The following is a 22,520-nucleotide window of genomic DNA, read 5'->3' as shown; positions in this document are numbered from 1 at the left end:
TTAGCGGGGTGCAAAAGTAACTTTCATTTTCGAATCTCACAAGCTTTTTGAAATCTTTTTTGAAAATAAATTTCCAGTATTAATTCGGCGGGCTTGTCAATCTGTTAATGAACGTCTGCGTTGTTGCGGGTGCAAAAGTAGTGGGTTTATTCGCGTAAACAATGACTTTTTTGCTTTATTTTGAAAGTATTTTTCAAGTCGCTGATATGTTGTTCTTTGCAGATTTATTTTTATTCAATGGGTAATTTGAAATGGTGTGTTTTTGTTGATTTCATAGACTTACTGCTCTTTGGCGTTTTGATTCCTTTAGATCGTCTGGACTACTGGTGCCTGAAATGGGACACTGACTGTATGGATTAAACAGTTTTTTTTGATTGGCAATCCCAAATATACTCTCCTATATATAAGGTATGGCGTTTTTGAAACTTTAAAAAACTATCGTTCTTATGAAACCCGATGCCCTAGCCCCGATAGAAGTGAAAATCCTTTTGGGTTCGCTTTTTCTGCGAACCCAAAAGATTGTAGCGGATAGCGGGAAATAGCCCCTCCCTTCGACTCCGCTCAGGGTGGCAATTATTTGAATTTAATTGAAACGTATGGCTTTGACCGAGGAAATTTGCGTCCTTATATAGTAGATGTAAATTAATTTGAAAATTATCAAACCAAGACAAGTTATTAAACTATTACAGTTTTATTACTTTACAATCTAAAGGACGATTTGCAAATGCAGCAGATTTAAATAAAAAAAGCTTCTCTAGATGAGAAGCTTTTAGTGCGGATAATAGGACTCGAACCTACACGCCTTGCGGCACCAGATCCTAAGTCTGGCATGTCTACCAATTTCACCATATCCGCGTAATTGTGGGTGCAAAGATAATCATAACTTTCAATTTTCAAAACATTTTTTAAAAAAATATTCATTCTATTTTTTGTATTTTTGATTCTTAAAAAAAAATTGATTCCATGGAAGACATAAAGTTATACGTTTCAGAACACAAAGACCGCTTTATCAATGAGTTAATCGACCTCTTAAAAATTCCTTCTGTGAGTGCAGACACTGCCTATTCTCAAGATGTTCTTGACACTGCCGAGGCTGTTAAGGCAAGTTTAGTGAAAGCAGGCTGCGATTTTGTCGAAATTTGCGAAACTGCGGGCTATCCTATTGTATATGGAGAGAAAACAATCGACCCAAAATCACCTACTATTCTGGTTTATGGACATTATGATGTTCAACCAGCAGATCCATTAGAATTATGGACCTCTCCCCCGTTTGAACCTGTTGTTAAGAAAACGGACATTCATCCCGAAGGAGCGATTTTTGCCAGGGGTGCTTGTGACGACAAAGGCCAAATGTACATGCATGTAAAAGCATTCGAGTACATGATACAAAGCAACACTTTACCTTGTAACGTAAAATTCATGATTGAAGGCGAGGAAGAAGTAGGTAGCGTTAACCTAAAAACCTTTGTAGAGAACAATACCGAAAAACTGAAAAATGATGTGATTTTGATTTCGGATACCGGAATGATCTCCAATCAACAACCTTCGATCACAACGGGACTTCGTGGACTAAGTTATGTAGAGGTTGAAGTTACAGGACCAAATCGCGACTTACATTCTGGTTTATATGGTGGTGCGGTTGCCAATCCTATTAATGTTCTATCTAAAATGATTGCCTCATTGCACGACGAAAACAATCATATTACCATTCCGGGATTCTATGATAATGTTGAAGAGTTATCTCTAGAGGAAAGAGCCGAAATGGCAAAAGCTCCTTTCAATCTTGACAATTACAAGAAAGCCTTAGACCTAAATGATGTTTATGGCGAAAGCGGCTATGTGACCAATGAAAGAAACTCTATTCGACCTACACTAGATGTCAACGGAATTTGGGGTGGTTATACAGGAGAAGGCGCAAAAACCGTTATTGCAAGCAAGGCTTTCGCCAAAATCTCCATGCGTTTAGTACCAAATCAAGATTGGGAAGTTATAACTGAATTGTTCACCAAACATTTCACCAGCATCGCTCCAGCCGGAGTTAGCGTAAAAGTCACACCACATCACGGCGGTCAAGGTTATGTAACTCCAATAGACAGCATTGGCTACAAAGCGGCAAACATGGCGTATACCGAAACTTTTGGTGTTCCTGCGATTCCCGTGCGTTCCGGAGGAAGTATTCCTATTGTTGCCTTGTTCGAAAAAGAGCTTAAAAGCAAAACGATACTAATGGGCTTTGGTCTTGACAGTGATGCGATTCACTCGCCAAACGAACATTTCGGGATTTTTAATTACCTAAAAGGAATTGAAACTATTCCTCTATTTTACAAATATTTTGTAGAATTGAGCAAATAAGATTTCATTCAAAATAACTAAATCCGTTCCTTGAGCGGATTTTTTTATGTCTTGTTCAAAATAAAGGAAGGAGCTATTTCCTGCTATCCGTTACAATCTTATAAGCCGAACACCGGCTCATAAGGATTTCCACTTCTATCAGGGCTAGGGCATTTGGTTTTCATAAGACATTGAATTTTATACCTATTTCAAACCTGCGTGAAAAAATGGGCACGCAGATCTTGCAGATTTACGCAGATTTCAAAATGAAGGATAGTTGAATTGCACCTTTTTCATAGATTATTAAACAATAAATTCTAAAAAACAATACTTTAACTAAAATAAAGGTTTGCAAGAAAAACAAAACGCATAAATACCTAACAGGTCTTGGAGACCTGTTAGTATAAAAAAACAATCAAAAATTTGGTCGTATTAATTTTTATTCTACATTTGTAGAGCAACGTCTGCCTTTGTAGAGTAAAACTAATATATGCGACATCTATTCATTTACCTATTCCTTATATTAACCTTGATCGGTTGCAAAACGGCTCCCATAAATCAAAAGATAAACAAAAAAAGGGAAGGACTTTGGATAGAGAATTATGCCGTTGACAGCGCAAAATATAAGTCGGTTGGAAAATACTATCTAGATGACCCAATAAAAAAGTGGCGTTACTACTTAAACGGAAAAATTATCAAAAGAGAAAAATACAAGCGTAACATTTGCACAACAACAAACTATTTTGAAAACGGAAAAATCCAATCAAAAGGACAGACAAAAACAACCACTGACAATATGGAGATTCATTGGTTCTATGATGGGAATTGGAATTTCTTCGATGAAAAAGGAAAACTGATTGTCACAAGAAAATACAGTAATGGCGAACTAGTTTCGGAAGTAGAATTTAATTAAAATGAAGATTTCAAATGTGAATGGCGGTTTCAATGTCAATTTCAATGGCAATTTCAATTTTAAAATATAAAAAATAAAACCAAATGCAACTATCCAACTCCGAAGAACAATTAATGGAACATCTTTGGCAACTAGAAAAGGCTTTTATGAAAGCCTTACTTGAAGCCTATCCTAAACCAAAACCTGCCACTACAACGGTTGCCACTTTGTTAAAAAGGATGATTGACAAGAAATTCGTTGCTTATACTGAATTTGGAAATTCCCGAGAATATTATCCATTAGTCAAGAAAACAGATTATTTCTCGAAACACGTAAACGGATTGATTAGTAATTTTTTTAACAATTCGGCTTCGCAATTTGCTTCTTTCTTTACCACCGAAACAAATTTATCGGAATCGGAACTGGAAGAACTCAAGAAAATAATAGATGGTGAAATTCAAAAAAAGAGAAAATGATTCTATTTCTTATTCAATCAACACTACCCTTGTTTTTGCTTTTGATGGTGTATCACTTATTTCTTGAAAAAGAAAGAATGCATCAATTCAAAAGGTTTTACTTATTGTTTAGCCTTGTATTTTCGTTTGTCATTCCATTCGTCACTATAGAAATAGCATCCAAAATCATACAACCTGTTGTGAATACTAGCAATCTGCTGTTTGCACAAGGAAGTTCTCAAATAATTGCAGAAACAAATTATACCGCTTATTTGCTTTGGGCTATTTATGGATTAGTCACACTCGTATGTAGTATTCGATTCATTAGAAATATTCTGAAAATCACCTCTAAAACAAAAACGAATACAACAATAGATTACTATGGTGCAAAACTAGTTTTGATACCCGAAAAAAACTTGCCACATACTTTTCTAAATTACATTTTTATCAATGAAACCGATTATAAAAATAGAAACATTGAAGCCGAATTATACACCCATGAACTTACTCACGTAACTCAAAAACACAGTCATGATATATTGTTGATCGAATTCTTGAAAACGATATTTTGGTTTAACCCTATATTTATTTTTTACAAAAAAGCCATCCAACTCAATCATGAATTTCTAGCTGATGAATTTGTGATTCACTACTATGAAGACATTCCATTTTACCAATCATTATTAGTCTCAAAAGCAAATATAAGTCAGCCTCTTTATTTAGTAAGCAACCTGAATTTTTTAGTAACCAAAAAAAGACTACTCATGATGACAAAAACCACAACACAAACCAAAGCAATTTTAAAACAGATAGCTTTAATTCCTGTTTTTGCTATACTTTTCTATAGCATTTCTTTTAAAACAGTGGCTATGGAAAATCCACCATCCCATTCAATCCAAACAAAAAGTCGAGATTCTAAAAATAAATTAACAAAAGCGAATACCGTTTTACAAAAGGAAGTAATTGAAAAAACAGCTGTTGCAAAACCTCTGGTCAACACCAATGATACCAACTCAAACATACTTGCAGATACTATTGCTAGAAAAACTCAACCTATAACTGAGACTACTCAACCTGAATTCCCAGGAGGCATAGTTGCTTTTTATAAATTCATTGGCACTAATTTTAAAGTTCCTGCTGAATTAAAAGGCGGTGGCAAAATATATTTAACTTTTATTGTAGAAAAAGACGGTAGCCTTTCTGAATTTGAAATCCTAAAAGATATTGGATTTGGTACAGGAGAAGAAGTCATTCGGGTATTAAAACTTTCCCCAAAATGGACTCCCGGAAAAGAAAACAATGAAACCGTAAGAGTAAAATACAGTTTACCCATTCAAGTTGAAGCTTCGAAATAACATCTTGAAACAACAAATCCACCTCTTTCGAAGCGGATTCAGTCTAAAAAAAATCTAAAAAAAACTAAAAAAAATGCTAACTGAAGACTTTATCGGGATTATACCCAATATACGGCATGGCTTGTTCATTAAAAACAACTCCATACTCTTCTAACTCTTTCAAAATTGGCAGATACACTTCTTTACGTATTGGAAGCTGTACTCCGGGAGTTGTGATTTTACCGTTCAAAATCAACAAAGTAGCCATTGCGACTGGCAATCCTACGGTTTTTGCCATAGCGGTATAGGTTTGGTCATCGCCAATGCATACCATTTTTGAGTCTATTTGTCTTTCTTCATTATCGAGCTTATATCCAAACTTGTGATACATCACAATCATATCTTTATCATGAGGTTGTAAAGCCCAACTTTCGCTGAGTATTTTTTCAAGAATTTGTGCAGGAGTTGCCTCTTTCAATCCTACTTTTTTGTTTCGATTGAATAAATCTAATTCTAAAAGTTTATCCCACATGATATCATCTTGGTCAATTTTTAGAATCAAACGCATTTTTATTTCTACAGAATCGGTTGGGTGATATGGCAGGAATGAATTCACAAATTGTCTGTAACTCATGTTTTCTGAGTTTTCCATGACATAGCTATCATCTGTCATACCCAATTGCACAAACATATTCCAAGCTTTAGAGAAACCTACTCTTCGAATAGTTCCTCTATATAAGGTAAGCGCATCGTCTAGACCATAAACACTTCTATACTTTAGAGAATCTCTGTTCGAATACGCTTCAAATTTGCCGTACCCTTCCACCTCCAAAAATTCGGTTCTACGAAACAAGTTCACATACGGAATGTATTTATAAGCGCCTTCTTGTACGAACTTCGCAGCACCGCCTTGTCCGGCAAGAACGACATTCCTTGGAGCCCAAGTAAATTTATAATTCCATAAATTATTGTCTGATTCTGGAGCCACAAGACCTCCGCAAAAAGATTCAAACAAAAGCATTTTCCCACCTTCTTCACGAATTTCATCGATCACTTTCATGGCACTCATGTGATCAATTCCAGGATCAAGCCCTATTTCATTCATGAAAATAAGATTGTTTGCTTTGCAAGCTTCATCCAACTCTTGCATGGCATCACTTATATAAGATGCCGTTACGAGATGCTTTTTATAAACAACACAATCCCTTGCCACCTCTATATGAAGATGAGCAGGCAACATTGAAATAACAATATCTGCTTTTTCGATTGCCTTTTTCCTTTGATTTTCATCAAATATATCTAAAGCGATAGGAGTTGCATTAGGATGATTATTGGTCTTTTTTTCGGCTAGAGCCAAAGACAAATCACCTATAATAAGATGTAGATCTTCTGATACCGATTTATTCAAAAGATATTGTATCAAAGATGAAGCAGACCTTCCTGCTCCTATAATAAGAATTGTTCTCATAACTTTATAAATATAACACAAACATACAATATTGTTGTATTTATAACAAACAGTTTGTGAAAATAAATTAGACAATCGTAAAATACACTATAATATGTAGCAAAATTAACGCTATTAATTACATTCTGACCCCCAAGTATGTTATAAAATACTTGTAAACCTTCAGTACCACAAACACTAAGCAAATTTCCGCCACACTCGATAATTATTCGAGAAATTCAATGACTTATTTATTCTTTGTGCCTTTGCGGGCAATATTGTTTGATTTCTTTGTGGTAAAACGAACTTGAGTAGTTACAAATACTTTAAGATTAAAAATAAAGAAATACTTTTGTCTAAAATTGAGAAAAAGACAATGGAGAAAAAAATAATTTCAACTGGAGCCCTAATGGGTATGATTGCAATAATTCTAGGAGCTTTTGGTGCACATGCCCTAAAAAATGTACTCTCCTTAGAACAACTTTCCACTTTTGAGACAGGAGTACGGTATCAAATGTATCATGCATTGTTCTTGTTATTCATAGGAACGACACATTTGATTAATCAAAAATCAAAAAAAATTATTTATAATTTAACTGTTATTGGAACAATTTTCTTTTCGGGTTCTATTTATTTATTGGCTACAAACAACCTTACGTCAATAGATTTCAAAGTATTTGGCTTTATAACCCCTATTGGAGGTCTATTTCTTATTTCGGCTTGGATTAAACTATTCATTGACATTTTAACACCAATGAAAAAGAAAATTAAAATATAATGTGGTTCTAAAAAAAATTATACTTTTGCAGTAAATAAACAACACTCACAAAAATTAATTTTTTATGGACAACTATGCCTTATTTGCGAAATCGATTTCGTTAAATGAACTGGGAATTGAGAATGCCAAAATTCAGTATCAATTAACCCCGAACGAGTTACATAATATTACAATCCAATCTGGGCAGGGAGTAGAAAATTCATCTGGAGCATTAGCTATAAATACAGGCGAGTTTACTGGACGATCTCCTCAAGATAGATTTATTGTCAAGGATAGTATTACTGAAGACAAAGTATGGTGGGGGAAAGTAAATATTCCATTTGAACCTGCAGCCTTTGATGCACTTTATAAAAAAGTAACAGCTTATTTATCAAACAAAGAAGTTTTTGTTAGAGACTCTTATGTATGTGCCGACCCAAACTACAGATTGAATGTAAGAGTGGTTACCGAAACAGCTTGGGCAAACTTGTTTTGTTACAATATGTTTTTGAGACCAGAAAAAGAAGAATTGAGCAGCTTTACACCTGAATGGACTGTGATCTGCGCTCCAGGTTTTCATGCTGATCCTTTGGTAGATGGTACTCGTCAGAGCAATTTTGCTATTTTAGATTTTACAAAAAAGATCGCCTTAATAGGCGGCACTGGTTATACAGGAGAAATGAAAAAAGGAATTTTCTCTGCTTTGAATTTTGTTTTACCCGTTTTCAAAAACACTTTACCAATGCACTGTAGTGCGAATGTTGGTGAAGATGGAGATACCGCTATTTTCTTTGGTTTATCTGGAACAGGAAAAACAACTTTATCTGCCGATCCAGAAAGAAAACTAATCGGTGATGATGAACATGGATGGACTAACGAAAATACAGTTTTTAATTTTGAAGGTGGTTGTTATGCCAAAGTAATTAATCTTACTGAGGAGAATGAACCCGACATTTTTAGAGCTATCAAAAAAGGAGCTATTCTAGAAAACGTAGTTTTCAAAGCAGGAACCAATGAAGTTGATTTTCAAGATGTTTCTATTACTCAAAACACAAGGGTAAGCTATCCTATTAACCATATTGATAATATTCAACCTGGGTCTATTGGTCAAAATCCTAAAAATATATTTTTCTTAACAGCCGATGCTTATGGTATTTTGCCTCCTATTTCAAAATTGACACCAGGTCAGGCAGCTTACCACTTTATTTCTGGTTATACGGCTAAAGTTGCAGGAACAGAAGCTGGGGTTACAGAACCTCAACCGAATTTCTCAGCTTGTTTTGGCGCTCCATTTATGCCATTACACCCTACTAAATATGCTGAAATGTTAAGCAAAAAAATGAAGGATGCCAATGTAAAAGTTTGGCTTATTAATACAGGCTGGACAGGAGGTCCTTATGGAACTGGAAGCCGAATGAAATTAAAATTCACTCGTGCTATGATCACTGCTGCATTAAACGGAGAATTAGACAACGTTGAGTATGTAGATCACAAATCATTTGGTATTGCAATTCCACAATCATGTCCAAATGTTCCTAGCGAAATCTTAAATCCAAGAAATACTTGGGAAGATCAAAATTTATATGATACAAAAGCCGTTGAATTAGCTCATAAATTTAAAGCTAATTTTGCAAAATTTGAAGAGTTTGCCAATGCCGAAATAATGGCTGGCGCACCGATTGCTTAAGTTACTATTAATTCAAAATTAGAAGAGCTGTTCCTAATCGAACAGCTCTTTTTTGTTTTTAAGAAACAACCAAAAACACTTTTGCAGAATACCTAATCAAAAACAAATCAACATTTTATGCCAATATTAATTTTTTGGTGTTAAATTTGCAGCCTCAATCAATCAAAATCAAATCAATCATGTTAAAACAATTTTTCATCCTCTGCTCAGGAGCAGACAAACAGCTCCTTGAAGGTTGCTCCGATGGCGAACAAACCAAATTTGTTGGTATTGGCGCCACTGTTTTTTTTACGGCTGTTATGGCTTTTATAGCCAGTGCCTATGCTCTTTTTACTGTTTTCGACAGTATTTATCCCGCTATGCTTTTTGGACTGGTTTGGAGTTTGCTAATTTTTAATCTCGACCGTTTTATTGTTTCGACTATTAGAAAAAGGGATAGCTTTAGCAGTGAAATAATGCAGGCAACCCCTAGGATTATATTAGCCATCATCATTGCTATTGTGATTTCAAAACCCTTGGAAATTAAAATTTTCGAAAAAGAAATCAATACCGTTTTATTGAAAGAGAAAAACGCTATGGCTCTGAATAACAAAAAAGAAGTGGCCAATTATTTCAAGTCGGACTTAGACAAAAACAAAACTGAAATTACGGGTCTTAAAGCCGAAATTGCCAATAAAGAAAAAGAAGTCAACACGCTTTATGAAACCTATATTAAAGAAGCCGAAGGAACAGCAGGAACAAAGAGACTGGGCAAAGGGCCTGTTTTTAAAGAAAAAATAGCCAAACACAATTTAGCCTCTAAAGAACTGGATACCATTCGGAAAAATAGCTTGGCCAAAATTGCAGTTCTGGAAAAAGGAACCAAAACATTACAAACCGATTTGGACAAAAAAGTTACTGAAACTCAACCTGTCATTGATGGTTTTGATGGTTTGATGGCTCGGATCAATGCCTTGAATAAATTACCTTGGCTTCCTTCCTTTTTTATAATGTTACTTTTCTTAGCGATTGAAACTTCGCCAATTATTGCTAAATTATTATCGCCTAGAGGAGAATATGATTTTAAGTTGGAAGACTTAGAAACTGCATTAAAAGCTACAATTGACCAAGATAAATACCAACGCATCCTATTACTAAAAACTAGCGCATCGATGTATGATAAAGTCTATGCTGATATTGTAGAAGATAAAAACTTATACAATTTGCAAAGGAAAAATACAATCGAATTATTGGAACAGCAATCCTATAATTTTGTAGAGAAGCAAATGAAAACATTATAAAAAAAAGAGGCAATTACGCCTCTTTTTTTATAATGTTTTGTATTACCACATGTTTACAATTTATGTGAATTTTTGTTAAAACGGTCGTTTATTGAAAAATGATATTGAAGGCCTAATTCTAAACCTAAACGGAAATTATGCGTTGGTTTTTCAGTATCACTACCATCAGGAATACTAGAATAATAAGGAAAATTATCCGCAGTTGTGAAATCATATTCATATCTTAAACTTGTAGAATATGAAATTTTTTCTGACAAAAACCCTTTTAAACCAATTGAACCAATAATACCGAATAATGTTTTTTTATGCATTATTCCCTCTTCTTTAGAATATTGATTGCTTTCTGGGTGTTCAAAAGAAATGTATTCATAATAATCAGAAGTCTGAGTTCTTATTTGATATTCGTTTTCATCAACCGTTTTGTAATATTTAAGAAATGAAAATTGAATGCCTTGGTTAAATGTTAAAAACAACTTATCGTTTAAAGGATAATAATATTGAATAGTTATTGGCATTTTATAATATTCAAAATTTGTTTTAATACTTGTATTATCGCCGATAGCATCAAAAAAGTATTTTTCGTTTTGTTTGGAATATTCAAATCCTGTTTTTACACCCCACTGATCATTCCAATTTTTTTCAATTGTGATGCCATATCCAAAACCATTTGGTAAATCCTGTCTGTCCTTTGAGAAAGAGGAACCAGGATTTATTCGGGTAAAAAAGAACGGATTCAAATTAAAACCTACCTGCCAATCTGTTATATCTTGAGCATTTCCTATAAAGGAAATACCCAAGATGAAAGCTACTAGAAACTTTTTCATTATCATCTGTTTAAAATTATTTTGTCAGTAAAAATGGTGTTTTCGGTTATTATTTTAAGAATGTAAATCCCTGAATTTAATCGGCTCTGGAGTTCTATTTGCAATTCGTTTTGATTGTCAAATTTAGCCTCTTGAATTAATTTTTGATTTTTATCAAAAAGCTGATAATTACCCGAAAGCGTTTAGGGCAACTTTACTTTGACACTTCCGTTTGTAGGGTTTGGAAAAATTGTAACTCTCGTAGCCTCACTTTTTGAAGCTAATCTAGCTTCTGGGCAAGGTGTAGGGGTATGTATTGTGTATATTTCACTAGCTTTTGCTCCAGTACAGAAGTTAGTATAAGTGACGGTAACCTTAACAAGTCTTGAGACGCTCGGATGAGACATTACAGACGGATAAATATTTATACTCCCGTTTGTAAAAGGGTTATAAGGTACAAATGACAGCTTTATAGGCGAATCTTGGTAACATTCCCAATCTCCAACTTTAATATATCCATTTGGTATTGGTGGTGCAGAACCGTCAAAAACAGCATACCCTTTGACTGATGTTGTTGCCGAACATCCTCCAACAAAGTTGACTATTGCGTTTACTGATATTGTTGAACCAGTAGAGGCTGAATTATTTGGAGAAATAATAACTTGTCGCTTTCCGTTGACAATTGTTTCTGCTGATACCGTACAATTTGGCGCATTCCATATTGCATTTACAATATCACTTTGATTGTCTATTTGAAATATGAGTCCAGAACCTTTGCATAAGAAACCTTGATTGGCAGGACTGGTTGACGATACTACTGAACGTGAAGTCCTTGTTATTTTCTTGTCAGAGCCAACGTAATAATTTGGATTACCTCCTGCTCTTTTGGCTGTACAACTCACATAAAAATCTCCTGTTGAAGGAGGTACTACAATAACAGCTGTACCAGTGTTTGAACCCAAAATTTGAGCTCCATTGGTTACTTCCCATTGAAAGTTATTTGCATTAGTTGCATTAGAAATAAAATAAGTTGAAGAAGTTTGGTCGCAGTTCAAAACAGATGTGCTTCCTCCAATAGCTGGATTTACGATTCTTTCTACGGTTACAGATTGCTCTGCTTGAGGTTGAAAATTAAAATACCCAATGTGTTGACCAGTGCTTTTTTTTATGTAAATACCACTTAGTTTTACAGTTATTTTGTCGCTACTCAAATAAGTACCATTACCCCATTGGATTGGAATTGTCTTTGGATTTGAATTATTAAATGTGGCATCATTAAGATAACTACTTTGATTACTAGGATTTCCAATATATCCAGAAATAGAGCCTGAGCTACCATTTGTTCCTGTAGAGACTATCCAATTGGTAATAATATAGCCATCTGCCTGAACTCCATTTAACCAAGGCATGACTGGTTTAAATTCAAAAGTGTAGTTATAAGGCACCCCCACTTCTACAGATGTTGGACCACTAATAGTAACCGATTGCTGTTGAGCCATTAAAAAATTAGTGAATAGCACACTAAAACATAACATTAATTTTATTTTCATTTGTTTGTTTTTTGCTTCAACCTTCGCAAGTACTTCTGGCACTTTTAGGCAGTCTCGGGTTAATGCGTTTTTTCTCCAATATGGAAGTTCTTCCCGCTACAATAGACTTTATATTTACCGTTTCGTCATTTCTTTTTGTTAATATGCCATTCATTGGCTAAATGTTGAAATTTTACGTAACGCTTGTCATTCGGTTTCATGCAACTATTAAATATTCACAATCATTTTCTATAAACAACTTGTTACCAATTGCATAGTCAATTTATTTCAAGGAGCAACCCACCAATTCCGTACAAAAAAACTGCGGGGTTGGTTTTTCTATTTCAACCAACGATCTAATGTTGCCCTAATTTTTTCCTGATCTTCTTTTGGGAAATTTTTTACCCTTGTAGAATGACTACCACCTGGAAGAACCATTTTTAAAGCATCTAACTTAGGGTTAGGAGTTGGCGAACAGGATCCCCAAGTGTCATATCCTCCATAAATATAAAGTATCTTATTACCTTTAGTCTCTACAAATTTCCTTACTTTTTTTATGTACTCAGGATTATAGGTATTGTCAACTCCTTTAGGTGCAAATCGGGAATTCGAAGTGCTTTTTACCGTTTTCAATAAATCACTTACAGGTTCAAAATCAAAACCATAATAACCCAATTCAGTCATATGCTGATAATAAGAGGGTAAATAGTCAAAATATTTTTGGTCATTGTAGGTACTAATTCCAACTACCTTATTCAAATAATCAAATAATGCTGCAGGACTAGCCCCTTCAACAGGGATGTCCTCACATTTTGCTCCCCATTGCCAAAATGAAAACGGAAACTCTAGAGTTGCATATTCAAGAGCTTCATCAATAGAAACCTCAGTGAAAGTCATTTTTTCTTTATCACCATACGCTGTAATTTCTTTCAGCAGCCCCTCTCTATTTTGTAATAAAGCTCTCTGAAAATGAGTGATTTTTGCTCTACATTCCGGAGTGCCAACAATTTTTACGTGCTCAACAGTTCTAGGGTCTTCTTGTGTATTAATAAGTGGCGCTACATAAGGCATGGCTACAGCTACATCATTTGGATATTTTGATTTATAAATCAAAGCCGTTTCTCCACCTTTGCTAATTCCAGTCGAAATCCATTTCCCTTTGTATAGCTCTTTTAATTTTGTAGTGATGTTGTGATAGTCTTCAATCGCTTGATCATTGGTCAAATACTGCCAAGGTATAGGATTGGGTCTCGATTTTCCATAAAATCTGTACTCTACAGCCACTTGATTCGCTTTTAGTAATTTACTCACTTCGCTTTTAATATTCCCCGCATTATAACCATGCGTTTCAATTACCATTGGACTATTAAAGTCAACGTGAGAAAGATAAATATAATGCTTGAAAGTGCCTTTTTCAGAATGCTTGTGATCCAAAGGCTCCTCTAAAATTAGCTGATACGATTCCGTGTAACCTTCAAGATTTTTTATTTCAGAAACTTCAGCCTTGGGAAACAACTCAATTAATTTTTTCTTTAAATCCGTTTGAACAGCAGTCTCCGTTTGGGAAAACCCCGAAAAGGAGCAGCAAACAAAGAGTACTAAAAGAAAGACATTTTTAAACTTTTTCATTGTATTTTAGAATTAGATGTAATAGACAGTTTTAATTGTAAATAGCGTAAATAAAATTATTGTTTTATTAATTTTTGTGTGAATGTTAAATTTCTTGATGATTCAATTTTAAGAATATACACTCCATTTTGTTTATCCGTCAAATCAATTGATTTTGAACCTGATTCAGAGCCAGACATCGCTTTTTGATAAACTATTTGCCCTAATATATTGTACACTTTGATTGAATAATCCTCATTTAAAATTGGAACCTCAATAGTATATAATCCTTTAGAAATATGATTATATACTACAATTCCATTTAATTTAGTTTCATTATCCGAAACTTTCAAGTTCGTTTCGGCCAGCCACCTATTTAAAGTGCTCATAATTTGGGTCTGGTCTTGTGAGGAAAAACTGCCAATCCTTGTACTGTGGCTTCCCCCAGGCAAAACCATCATTTTATAATCTAATTTTGCATCTGGAGTGACAAAACAAGCACCCCATGGGTCATTTCCTCCGTAGATATACATTATTTTTTCTCCTTTTGTTTCTAAATAATTTCTAACACCTTTTATATAATCTGGATTGTAAGCAGGAGTGTTCTTTGGAGCAAACCGCATGTTTGTGGGTGATTTCACGATGGTTAATAAATCTTGGACAGGAAACAAGTCAAAACCATAATATCCCAACTCAATCATATGTTGATAAAAAGAAGGTAAATATTCATCATACTTCTCATCTCCATAAAAATCAACACCTACAATAGTATTTAAATAATTAAAAAGTTGTGGCGCTGTGGCATTACTACTAGGAACCGAACCACAATTCCCGCCCCACTGCCAAAAAGAAAATGGAAATTCTAAAGTTGCATATTCTAATGCTTCCTCCATAGAAACCTCAGTATAACTTACTCCGTAGGCTGTGGCGTATTTAGCAAATTCTGCCAAAACAGCTGTTCTATTTGTCAATAAACTTCTTTGAAAAGCGACAATTTTTGATCTACAATCTGCGGTTCCATTACTATTTATGCGAGCTGTAGTTCTTGAATCTTCGAGTGTATTTATGATAGGAGCTACATAAGGCACAGAAATAGTAACATCATCTGGGTATTTTGCTTTATAAATTAAAGCGGTTTCTCCTCCTTTACTTATTCCAGTAGAAATCCATTTTCCTTTGTACAGTCCTTTTAGTTTCATAGTGATATCATGATAATCTGCTACCGCTTGATCGTTGGTTAAATACTGCCAAGGGATTGGATTGGGTCTTGAATTGCCATAAAATCGATATTCTACTGCCACTTGATTGGCACTAAGCAATTTGCTTACTTCACTTTTTATATTTCCTGTATCATAGCCATGAGTTTCTATAACCATTGGTTTATTATAATCAACATGAGATAAATAAACATAGTGCTTAAAGGTTCCAATTTCTGGATGATTGTGATCTAATGGTTCATTTACAATTAACTGATAGGTTTCTGTATATCCCGACAAGTTACTGATCTGAGTAATGGTTGCATTTGGAAATAATTCTATCAATTTGGTTTTTAAAGCAGTTTGAGAAAATCCAAAATAGGATTGAAATACTAAAGCGAATAAAACTAAAAGATTAAATATCTTTTTCATGATTAATATAGGTTAAATTAATTTTTAAAAATACAATCACAGTGCGGCTTAAAACGATACTATGTTAACCCAATGTTGTTGTATTTTATCGACTTTAGAGTAAAAATACGGATAGAAAAAAAATTAGTTTATTTTTATAAAAATCTATTCCTAAAATGAAAACCATACAACTCATACCTGATTCTTTTATAGAAAACAATTGTAATTTCAAACAACTTATCGAACGCTTAAAAGAAGGTTTTGCAACTCCATCCATACAAGTACCGATGCGTCATCACCATGATTACCCCAATCCTCAAGAAGATAAGGACTCTACTTTATTGCTAATGCCCGCTTTTAATCCAGGTGTGGATGCAGGCGTAAAAATTGTGACGGTAAGTCCAAATAACGGCAAATACAATCTTCCAGCCATTCAAGGAACTTATATTTATTTGGATGCTCACAAAGGAAGCATCAAAGCCATTTTGGACGCAAAATCATTAACCACAAAACGCACTGCTTCGACCTCTGCATTAGCCAGTAGTTTTCTTTCCAGAGAAGACTCTTCTTCTCTTTTAATGATAGGAACGGGAGCTTTGGCAAAAAATCTAATCCAAGCCCATGCCAGTATTAGACCTATTACAAAAGTGTACGTTTGGGGCAGAACTTTAGAAAAAGCACAGGCCATTTGTGATTCTCTCACTAACAAATCATACAGTTGCACCGCTATTACGGCTATAGAAGACAAAATTTCGGAGGTTGATATTATATCCTGCGCCACATTATCTCCTACCCCATTGGTTTTTGGAAAATGGTTGAAAGAGGGACAACATCTTGACTTGGTTGGAGCTTATAAAAAAGACACCAGAGAAGCTGATGACGAAGCTGTTACAAAGTCATCAGTGTTTTTGGATACGTACCAAGGAGGATTAAAAGAGAGCGGAGATATTGTAATTCCGTTAAACAATGGCACTTTAAAAACCGAAGATGTCAAAGCCGATTTATTCGAATTGTGCAATGGCACCAAAAAAGGAAGAACTTCTGAAAAAGAAATTACCTATTTTAAATCGGTTGGTCATGCTTTAGAAGACTTAGTTGCTGCCTCCTATTTTTACAATGAATTTATTTCCATCAAATAAAAGAAACATGTCAAGTACTTATCAAAACATACTTTCAAAAACAAATTATACTGTTCCAAATCATTGGACACAAATTAAAACTATAGACATGCATACTGGCGGTGAGCCATTGCGCGTCATCGTTTCTGGATTTCCGAAATTGAAAGGAAAATCGGTGTTAGAATACCGCAGAGACATCAAAGAAAATTACGACTATTTACGTACTGCGCTTATGTTTGAACCTCGTGGTCATGCTGATATGTATGGTTGTGTTTTGCTTCCGCCAAATGATGAAACTGCCGATTTTGGTATTCTATTCATGCACAATGAAGGATACAGTACCATGTGCGGCCACGCCATTATTGCTATCAGCACATTAGCCGCAAATATGAACTGGATTGCCGTTATAGAAGGTGAAAACAAACTAGAGATTGATGCCCCTTGTGGCCGAATAACTTCTTATGTCTCTATAAAATCGGGAGCCGTTACGGGAGTCCGTTTTCATTGTGTCCCCAGTTTTGTAGTGGGTCTGGATCGTGAAGTCGAAGTGCCTGGAATTGGTAAAATAGCTTACGACTTGGCCTATGGAGGTGCATTCTATGGGTATGTTGATTTAAGAAAAAACAACCTTTTGAAATTTGGGTTAACCGATTCTGATTATCGCACCATCATTCAAATTGGTATGGAGATAAAACATGCGGTCATGTTACAAGACAAAGAAATACTACATCCCTTTGAAAACGATTTGAGTTTTCTATATGGAACTATTTTTATTGATAATGCTCAAGAAAAAGAAAACCACAGTCGAAATGTGTGTGTTTTTGCCGAAGGCGAAGTAGACCGTTCCCCAACAGGATCGGGAGTTTCCGGTAGAATAGCCATAGAAAGATCTAGAAAAGCAATAGATTTTGACAGCAGATTAGCTATCGAGAGTATTACAGGAAGTGTTTTTAATTGTTCTCTATTTTCCGAAAAAGACTTTGGTTCTTTCAATGCCGTTATTCCTCAAGTAGAAGGAACTGCTCACATAACAGGAATGAATACTTTTATTATTGACCCCAATGACCCGATGAAAAACGGATTTATTCTGAGGTAATTTATGAAATCGCCATTAACAACAAGTTTGCGCAAGCAAACACCAATAAATAAAAAGGCGATAACATATATGACCGCTGACAAATAAAATTCAACATATATGAAACATATCACAACATTTTCATTCTTATTAGTGCTTTTTGCTCACACTATTATCGCTCAAAAGACATTTTCAAACTTAGAAGCCGGTAAAAACAGTTTAAATTACAAAGGAAATCCAACGAGCGCAACCGACAGAAAATATTTGGCTTTCTCAGATAAAGGAGCTTGGTTTGGATTTGGTTTTTTGGAACCTTCCGAAGTTCAAGGCGGTTTTTCTGGTCCTTATTTATTAACCGAACAAAATGGTGTTTGGCTAAGTTCTTCGTTTCTTTCGTTGCATCTCAATGATAAAAATAAACAGGAGCTAGTTAACTGGAAAACGGCTTTAGTAACCCAAAATAGCTATAACAGTCATTTAGAACAGCAATTTAAGAATGAGAAAATAGAGGTAAAACAACTATTAGTATTTTCCTCTGGACATTCGGCAATTCAAAAAACGAGTATTACCAATCGATCAAAAGAAATAATAACGTTATATCCCTCATTCGATTCGAAACTATTTTTAGATAATTTAAAACTTTCCAATGAAAGTCAAATGCTAAAAATCGTTTCCACAAAAAGCAAAGCGATTGGATATACCCAGTTTTTGAATACTAAAGCCACGATTGAAATCACAAAAAATGGATATAATGCCCAAATTGAAAAACTAACCCTAAAGCCCAATGAAACCAAAGAAATAATAGTTTCCCAAACTTTTATTTTTCCAGAATACTCCTGGCAAAAAGAAGGGCAAAATTTAGCTAAAGTAAATTTCAATACTGTTCTTAACACTGTCCAAAAAGAAAAAGAAAATCAACTAACCCAATTAATAGCCCATAAAAAAGGGATTTATAAAGATCCCATTTATTCAAATCTAATAGCAAAATTAGTACTGACGTTACAAAACAATTCCAGAATTGCAGCAGAAGGATTGAAACATGAAGGCATTTTTCCTAGTTATAATTACGAATGGTTTAATGGTTTTTGGGCATGGGACAGCTGGAAACACGCCGCCGCCGTTGTAAATTACAATCCCGAATTGGCCAAGAACCAAATCCGTGCCTTATTTGACCGTCAAAAACCAAATGGTTTCATTCCAGATTGTATTTATAGAGACACTCTAATTGAACCCAATAATTACCGAAACACAAAATCGCCTCTTGCTGCTTGGGCTGTTTGGAAAATTTATGAAAAAACGAAAGATGACAATTTCTTGAAAGAGTTTTATCCAAAACTAAAATCCTATCACAACTGGTGGTACAAAGATCGAGATCACGACCAAGATGCTCTATGCGAGTTTGGTTCGACAGACGGTACTTTGGTTGCTGGAAAATGGGAAAGCGGAATGGATAATGCTGTTCGTTTTGACAACAGTAAAATATTGAAAAATGGAGAAAAAGCTTTTTCTATAGATCAGGAAAGTGTTGACTTAAACTCCTATTTATACGCCGAAAAAGGGTATTTAAACCAAATGGCTCAAGTATTAAAACTAGACCAAGAATCCAAAAAATGGCAAGATGAGGCTTTCGCATTAAAAACAAAAATTCAAAACCAGTTTTGGGATGCGTCTACCGGCTGGTTTTATGATACTTCAATGGATGGAAAATCCTTTGTAAAAGAAATGGGGTGCGAAGGATACTTGCCGCTTTGGGCAGAAGTGGCAACACCTCAGCAGGCTAAAGCAATAAAAGAAAACATGCTCAATCCTGCTACTTTTAATACTTTTATTCCGTTACCGACATTAGCGGCCAATCATCCAAAATTCAAACCCGAAGGCGGTTATTGGAGAGGTCCCATTTGGCTAGATCAAAGTTATTTTGCTATAAACGGATTAGAAAAATATGGCTACACGAACGAGGCAAATCAATTGGCACACAAACTCATTCACAATGCAGAAGGAGTTTTGGAAAAAGGGGAAGCTATTCGGGAAAATTACCAACCCCTTTCGGGTAAAGGTTTAGAATCCTATAATTTTAGCTGGTCAGCAGCCCATTATTTGATGCTTCTTTTGGAAGAATAAAGGATAAAAGGATTTTTTTGACACAGATTTCACAAATTTTCACAAATTAAACATTCATTTATATTAAAAATCCGGGCTAATATGTGAATCCCATAGTATCGGGCAATGTTATTAAGGTTAAGGAAAAATGCTAAGAAATTAATACCTAACAGGTTAAAAAAAACCTGTTAGGAAACGCTAATCCTAACAGGTTTTTTTTAACCTGTTAAGTATTACAACTCTTAACTTAATGTCATTGGTCTATCGGGAGTATCCGCTTTTTTTGCATGATTACGGATAAGCATGAAATTTAAAATTTCCATTCAATAATTGATCAACTTATTTAACAAATAGAACATGAACAAGCCCATTTCATTCATTGCCAGACCTCTATTCGCACTCTTGCTAATCCTAACTTGCAATTCATCATTTGTATTTGCTCAAGCGAAAAAAGCTGATGCTTCGGATAAAAACAAAGCACAACGTTTTTTCTCAAAACCTGATTTAATGCAAATCGGGGTGTATTATTATCCTGAACAATGGCCTAAAGAACAATGGGAACGTGATTTGAACAACATTAAAAAACTAGGATTTGAGTTTACCCATTTTGCAGAATTTGCCTGGAGTTTTATGGAACCCGAAGAAGGGAAATACGATTTTGAATGGCTTGACAAATCATTGGCTCTCGCAGAGAAAGCAGGTTTGAAAGTAATCCTTTGCACTCCTTCTCCCGCACCTCCCGCATGGATGGGAGAAAAATATCCCGAAATTTATTTGGTAGATGCTTCGGGTCGCCGTAGAGAACATGGAAACAGAGCTAACCAATCGGTTTCTAATGAAAAATACCGAGAGTTTGTAGCCAAAATTGTTACTGAACTTGGAAAAAGATATGGAAAAAACAAAAACGTTATGGGCTGGCAAGTCGATAATGAACCTGGCGCACCAGATGATTTCAGTCCATCGGCACAAAAAGGATTCAGAAATTGGCTTAAAGCCAAATATGGAACTATCGAGAACCTAAATAAAGAATGGGTTGCCAGTTTCTGGAGTATTCGATACAATAATTTCGAGCAAATTGCGATTCCAAATGCTGAGATTTATACCGAAGACAAATTGAGTCCACATGCCGTTCTAGATTTTAAACGATTTACGGCTGATTCGCAAGCGGAGTATTTGAACGTACAGGCAGAAATACTTAGAAAATATAGTGATCCCAAACAGTGGATTACCACCAATTACACCAACGTTGTTTACGGTGCAGATCCCAGAAGAACAGACAAAATGGATTTTGCTACTTACACCATGTATCCCGTAAGTGGTAGGAATCCGTTAGGCGGAAATAGTTTTAGAATGGGATCTCCCACTAAAATATCGGAAGCCAATGATTATTACCGATCCATAAATGGAGTGACGGGTGTTATGGAAATGCAGCCCGGACAAGTAAACTGGGCATCCATCAATCCACAATTATTACCGGGTACCGTTCACATGTGGTTGACAAATGCTTTTGGAGGCGGCTGCTCTTTTGCCTGCACTTACCGATATCGGCATCCGCTGGGGAGTAGTGAGATGTATCATGACGGAATTGTTGGAACCGATGGCGTAACACTTTCTACTGGAGGAAAAGAGTTTGTACAAGCTATCCAAGACATGAAATTACTTCGAAAAGAGTACAATCCAAAAGCGGTAATTCCAAAAGAAATTGCACAAAGGAAAACAGCCTTTTTGTGGAGTCACGAAAACCTTTGGGATCTGGAAAACCAGAAACAAACCGAAGCGTGGAGTACTTGGAGACATCGTAATACCTATACTACCGCTGTAAAATCAACAGGCGCTCCGATGGATTTCATCACAGAAGATGATGATTTCTCTGCCTATCCCTTTATCTTAGCACCAGCCTACCAACTTATTGATCAAAAATTGGTAGACAAATGGACTAAATATGTAGAAAATGGAGGGAACTTAATCTTAACATGCCGAACAGGACAAAAAGACAAAAACGGTCATTTTTTTGAAGCGAATTGGAGTGCTCCGATTGTTCCATTAATAGGTGCCGATGTAGAATTTTTTGATATGTTGGCAGCCGATGTAAACGGAACAATAAAAGCTGGAAACAATAATTATGAGTGGAATACCTGGGCAGATGTTTTAAAACCGAAGCAAGAAACCGAAGTTTTAGCCACTTATTCGGATCAATTTTATAAAGGTAAAGCTGCAGTGACCACAAGAAAATTAGGCAAGGGAACCATTACCTATATTGGAGTAGAAAGCAAAGACGGAAAATTAGAGCGACAAATTGTTCGTTCCATTTATGAAAAAGCCAAAGTAACTATAGAAGATTTGCCAAAAGGGGTAACTATAGAATGGAGAGATGGATTTTATGTGGGGGTTAATTATACCAATGACCCCATAAACTTACCCATTCCTCAAGGCAGCCAAATTTTGATTGGACAAAACCCGTTAGAGCCTGCTCAAGCCATTGTTTGGAAATGAAAAT

17 protein-coding genes, 1 tRNA gene and 1 pseudogene are annotated in these 22,520 nt (G+C 35.2%); 11 read left to right on the top strand and 8 right to left on the bottom strand.

The window, feature by feature from the left end; all coding sequences use genetic code 11:
* Positions 1 to 773: 773 nt before the first annotated feature.
* Positions 774 to 855: transfer RNA gene (locus FNW52_RS14835), tRNA-Leu, on the bottom strand.
* A 108-nt stretch (positions 856 to 963) separates the two neighbouring features.
* Here FNW52_RS14835 and FNW52_RS14830 point away from each other — a divergent pair.
* The 4 genes from FNW52_RS14830 (at position 964) to FNW52_RS14815 (ending at position 5,033) form a co-directional block, all read left to right on the top strand.
* Entirely contained in the window at positions 964 to 2,352 is a 1,389-nt protein-coding gene (locus FNW52_RS14830) for a dipeptidase (protein WP_143378226.1), read from the top strand.
* A 469-nt stretch (positions 2,353 to 2,821) separates the two neighbouring features.
* Positions 2,822 to 3,244, top strand: a complete 423-nt coding sequence (locus FNW52_RS14825) for a hypothetical protein (protein WP_143378225.1) — start codon at positions 2,822 to 2,824, stop codon at positions 3,242 to 3,244.
* 83 nt (positions 3,245 to 3,327) lie between these two features.
* Positions 3,328 to 3,699 carry a BlaI/MecI/CopY family transcriptional regulator gene (locus FNW52_RS14820; RefSeq protein ID WP_143378224.1) on the top strand — a complete coding sequence of 124 codons (372 nt, stop codon included), beginning with the start codon at positions 3,328 to 3,330 and terminating at the stop codon, positions 3,697 to 3,699.
* Positions 3,696 to 5,033 (top strand): M56 family metallopeptidase, encoded by a 1,338-nt coding sequence (locus tag FNW52_RS14815; RefSeq protein ID WP_143378223.1) that lies wholly within the window; start codon positions 3,696 to 3,698, stop codon positions 5,031 to 5,033. The genes FNW52_RS14820 and FNW52_RS14815 overlap by 4 nt, the downstream gene beginning before the upstream one ends.
* Before the next feature lie 76 nt (positions 5,034 to 5,109).
* Here the strand turns inward: FNW52_RS14815 and FNW52_RS14810 are convergent, their stop codons facing one another.
* Positions 5,110 to 6,480 carry a saccharopine dehydrogenase family protein gene (locus FNW52_RS14810; protein ID WP_143378222.1) on the bottom strand — a complete coding sequence of 457 codons (1,371 nt, stop codon included), beginning with the start codon at positions 6,478 to 6,480 and terminating at the stop codon, positions 5,110 to 5,112.
* A gap of 355 nt (positions 6,481 to 6,835) precedes the next feature.
* Between FNW52_RS14810 and FNW52_RS14805 the strand changes: the two genes are divergently transcribed.
* The 3 genes from FNW52_RS14805 (at position 6,836) to FNW52_RS14795 (ending at position 10,183) form a co-directional block, all read left to right on the top strand.
* Positions 6,836 to 7,237, top strand: a complete 402-nt coding sequence (locus tag FNW52_RS14805) for a DUF423 domain-containing protein (protein ID WP_143378221.1) — start codon at positions 6,836 to 6,838, stop codon at positions 7,235 to 7,237.
* Positions 7,238 to 7,301: 64 nt separating this feature from the next.
* On the top strand, positions 7,302 to 8,903 hold the full coding sequence (gene pckA / locus FNW52_RS14800) for a phosphoenolpyruvate carboxykinase (ATP) (RefSeq protein WP_143378220.1): 1,602 nt from the start codon (positions 7,302 to 7,304) through the stop codon (positions 8,901 to 8,903).
* Between the two features lie 179 nt (positions 8,904 to 9,082).
* Positions 9,083 to 10,183, top strand: a complete 1,101-nt coding sequence (locus FNW52_RS14795) for a DUF4407 domain-containing protein (protein WP_143378219.1) — start codon at positions 9,083 to 9,085, stop codon at positions 10,181 to 10,183.
* A gap of 53 nt (positions 10,184 to 10,236) precedes the next feature.
* Here the strand turns inward: FNW52_RS14795 and FNW52_RS14790 are convergent, their stop codons facing one another.
* From FNW52_RS14790 to FNW52_RS14770, 6 genes and pseudogenes are all read right to left on the bottom strand, one after another.
* Positions 10,237 to 11,007 (bottom strand): outer membrane beta-barrel protein, encoded by a 771-nt coding sequence (locus tag FNW52_RS14790; protein ID WP_185966003.1) that lies wholly within the window; start codon positions 11,005 to 11,007, stop codon positions 10,237 to 10,239.
* Between the two features lie 2 nt (positions 11,008 to 11,009).
* A pseudogene (locus tag FNW52_RS21320) lies at positions 11,010 to 11,168 on the bottom strand (T9SS type A sorting domain-containing protein); the annotation flags it as partial.
* A 21-nt stretch (positions 11,169 to 11,189) separates the two neighbouring features.
* The gene (locus FNW52_RS14780; RefSeq protein ID WP_143378217.1) at positions 11,190 to 12,536 is read right to left on the bottom strand and encodes a hypothetical protein; all 1,347 of its coding nucleotides are present in this window, start codon (positions 12,534 to 12,536) and stop codon (positions 11,190 to 11,192) included.
* A 16-nt stretch (positions 12,537 to 12,552) separates the two neighbouring features.
* Entirely contained in the window at positions 12,553 to 12,690 is a 138-nt protein-coding gene (locus FNW52_RS20830; RefSeq protein ID WP_185966002.1) for a hypothetical protein, read from the bottom strand.
* Between the two features lie 164 nt (positions 12,691 to 12,854).
* Positions 12,855 to 14,144, bottom strand: coding sequence for a S28 family serine protease (locus tag FNW52_RS14775; RefSeq protein WP_143378216.1), 1,290 nt, complete (start codon positions 14,142 to 14,144; stop codon positions 12,855 to 12,857).
* Between the two features lie 56 nt (positions 14,145 to 14,200).
* The gene (locus FNW52_RS14770) at positions 14,201 to 15,751 is read right to left on the bottom strand and encodes a S28 family serine protease (protein WP_185966001.1); all 1,551 of its coding nucleotides are present in this window, start codon (positions 15,749 to 15,751) and stop codon (positions 14,201 to 14,203) included.
* A 155-nt stretch (positions 15,752 to 15,906) separates the two neighbouring features.
* On the opposite strand from FNW52_RS14770, the gene FNW52_RS14765 reads away from it, so the two are divergent.
* From FNW52_RS14765 to FNW52_RS14750, 4 genes are all read left to right on the top strand, one after another.
* On the top strand, positions 15,907 to 16,869 hold the full coding sequence (locus FNW52_RS14765) for an ornithine cyclodeaminase family protein (protein WP_143378215.1): 963 nt from the start codon (positions 15,907 to 15,909) through the stop codon (positions 16,867 to 16,869).
* Between the two features lie 7 nt (positions 16,870 to 16,876).
* Positions 16,877 to 17,944 carry a proline racemase family protein gene (locus FNW52_RS14760; protein ID WP_143378214.1) on the top strand — a complete coding sequence of 356 codons (1,068 nt, stop codon included), beginning with the start codon at positions 16,877 to 16,879 and terminating at the stop codon, positions 17,942 to 17,944.
* A gap of 99 nt (positions 17,945 to 18,043) precedes the next feature.
* Positions 18,044 to 20,044: a trehalase family glycosidase gene (locus FNW52_RS14755; protein ID WP_143378213.1), complete on the top strand. Its 2,001-nt coding sequence runs from the start codon at positions 18,044 to 18,046 to the stop codon at positions 20,042 to 20,044.
* A gap of 336 nt (positions 20,045 to 20,380) precedes the next feature.
* Complete coding sequence (locus tag FNW52_RS14750; protein ID WP_143378212.1) at positions 20,381 to 22,516, top strand: beta-galactosidase; 2,136 nt, start codon at positions 20,381 to 20,383, stop codon at positions 22,514 to 22,516.
* The last annotated feature ends 4 nt before the right edge of the window (positions 22,517 to 22,520 follow it).

Origin of the sequence: Flavobacterium sp. ZT3R18 (assembly GCF_007097385.1) — a bacterium.
Lineage (GTDB): Bacteria > Bacteroidota > Bacteroidia > Flavobacteriales > Flavobacteriaceae > Flavobacterium.
This window is presented reverse-complemented; position numbering and strand designations above follow the sequence as displayed.

Excerpts from the sequence above, each read along its gene's own strand:
- FNW52_RS14795 (WP_143378219.1), top strand. The coding sequence starts at position 9,083 with ATGTTAAAACAATTTTTCATCCTCTGCTCAGGAGCAGACAAACAGCTC.
- FNW52_RS20830 (WP_185966002.1), bottom strand. The coding sequence starts at position 12,690 with ATGAATGGCATATTAACAAAAAGAAATGACGAAACGGTAAATATAAAG.
- FNW52_RS14805 (WP_143378221.1), top strand. The coding sequence starts at position 6,836 with ATGGAGAAAAAAATAATTTCAACTGGAGCCCTAATGGGTATGATTGCA.
- FNW52_RS14755 (WP_143378213.1), top strand. The coding sequence starts at position 18,044 with ATGAAACATATCACAACATTTTCATTCTTATTAGTGCTTTTTGCTCAC.
- FNW52_RS14790 (WP_185966003.1), bottom strand. The coding sequence starts at position 11,007 with ATGAAAAAGTTTCTAGTAGCTTTCATCTTGGGTATTTCCTTTATAGGA.
- FNW52_RS14815 (WP_143378223.1), top strand. The coding sequence starts at position 3,696 with ATGATTCTATTTCTTATTCAATCAACACTACCCTTGTTTTTGCTTTTG.
- FNW52_RS14830 (WP_143378226.1), top strand. The coding sequence starts at position 964 with ATGGAAGACATAAAGTTATACGTTTCAGAACACAAAGACCGCTTTATC.
- FNW52_RS14780 (WP_143378217.1), bottom strand. The coding sequence starts at position 12,536 with ATGAAAATAAAATTAATGTTATGTTTTAGTGTGCTATTCACTAATTTT.
- FNW52_RS14810 (WP_143378222.1), bottom strand. The coding sequence starts at position 6,480 with ATGAGAACAATTCTTATTATAGGAGCAGGAAGGTCTGCTTCATCTTTG.
- pckA (WP_143378220.1), top strand. The coding sequence starts at position 7,302 with ATGGACAACTATGCCTTATTTGCGAAATCGATTTCGTTAAATGAACTG.
- FNW52_RS14760 (WP_143378214.1), top strand. The coding sequence starts at position 16,877 with ATGTCAAGTACTTATCAAAACATACTTTCAAAAACAAATTATACTGTT.
- FNW52_RS14775 (WP_143378216.1), bottom strand. The coding sequence starts at position 14,144 with ATGAAAAAGTTTAAAAATGTCTTTCTTTTAGTACTCTTTGTTTGCTGC.
- FNW52_RS14765 (WP_143378215.1), top strand. The coding sequence starts at position 15,907 with ATGAAAACCATACAACTCATACCTGATTCTTTTATAGAAAACAATTGT.
- FNW52_RS14750 (WP_143378212.1), top strand. The coding sequence starts at position 20,381 with ATGAACAAGCCCATTTCATTCATTGCCAGACCTCTATTCGCACTCTTG.
- FNW52_RS14820 (WP_143378224.1), top strand. The coding sequence starts at position 3,328 with ATGCAACTATCCAACTCCGAAGAACAATTAATGGAACATCTTTGGCAA.
- FNW52_RS14825 (WP_143378225.1), top strand. The coding sequence starts at position 2,822 with ATGCGACATCTATTCATTTACCTATTCCTTATATTAACCTTGATCGGT.
- FNW52_RS14770 (WP_185966001.1), bottom strand. The coding sequence starts at position 15,751 with ATGAAAAAGATATTTAATCTTTTAGTTTTATTCGCTTTAGTATTTCAA.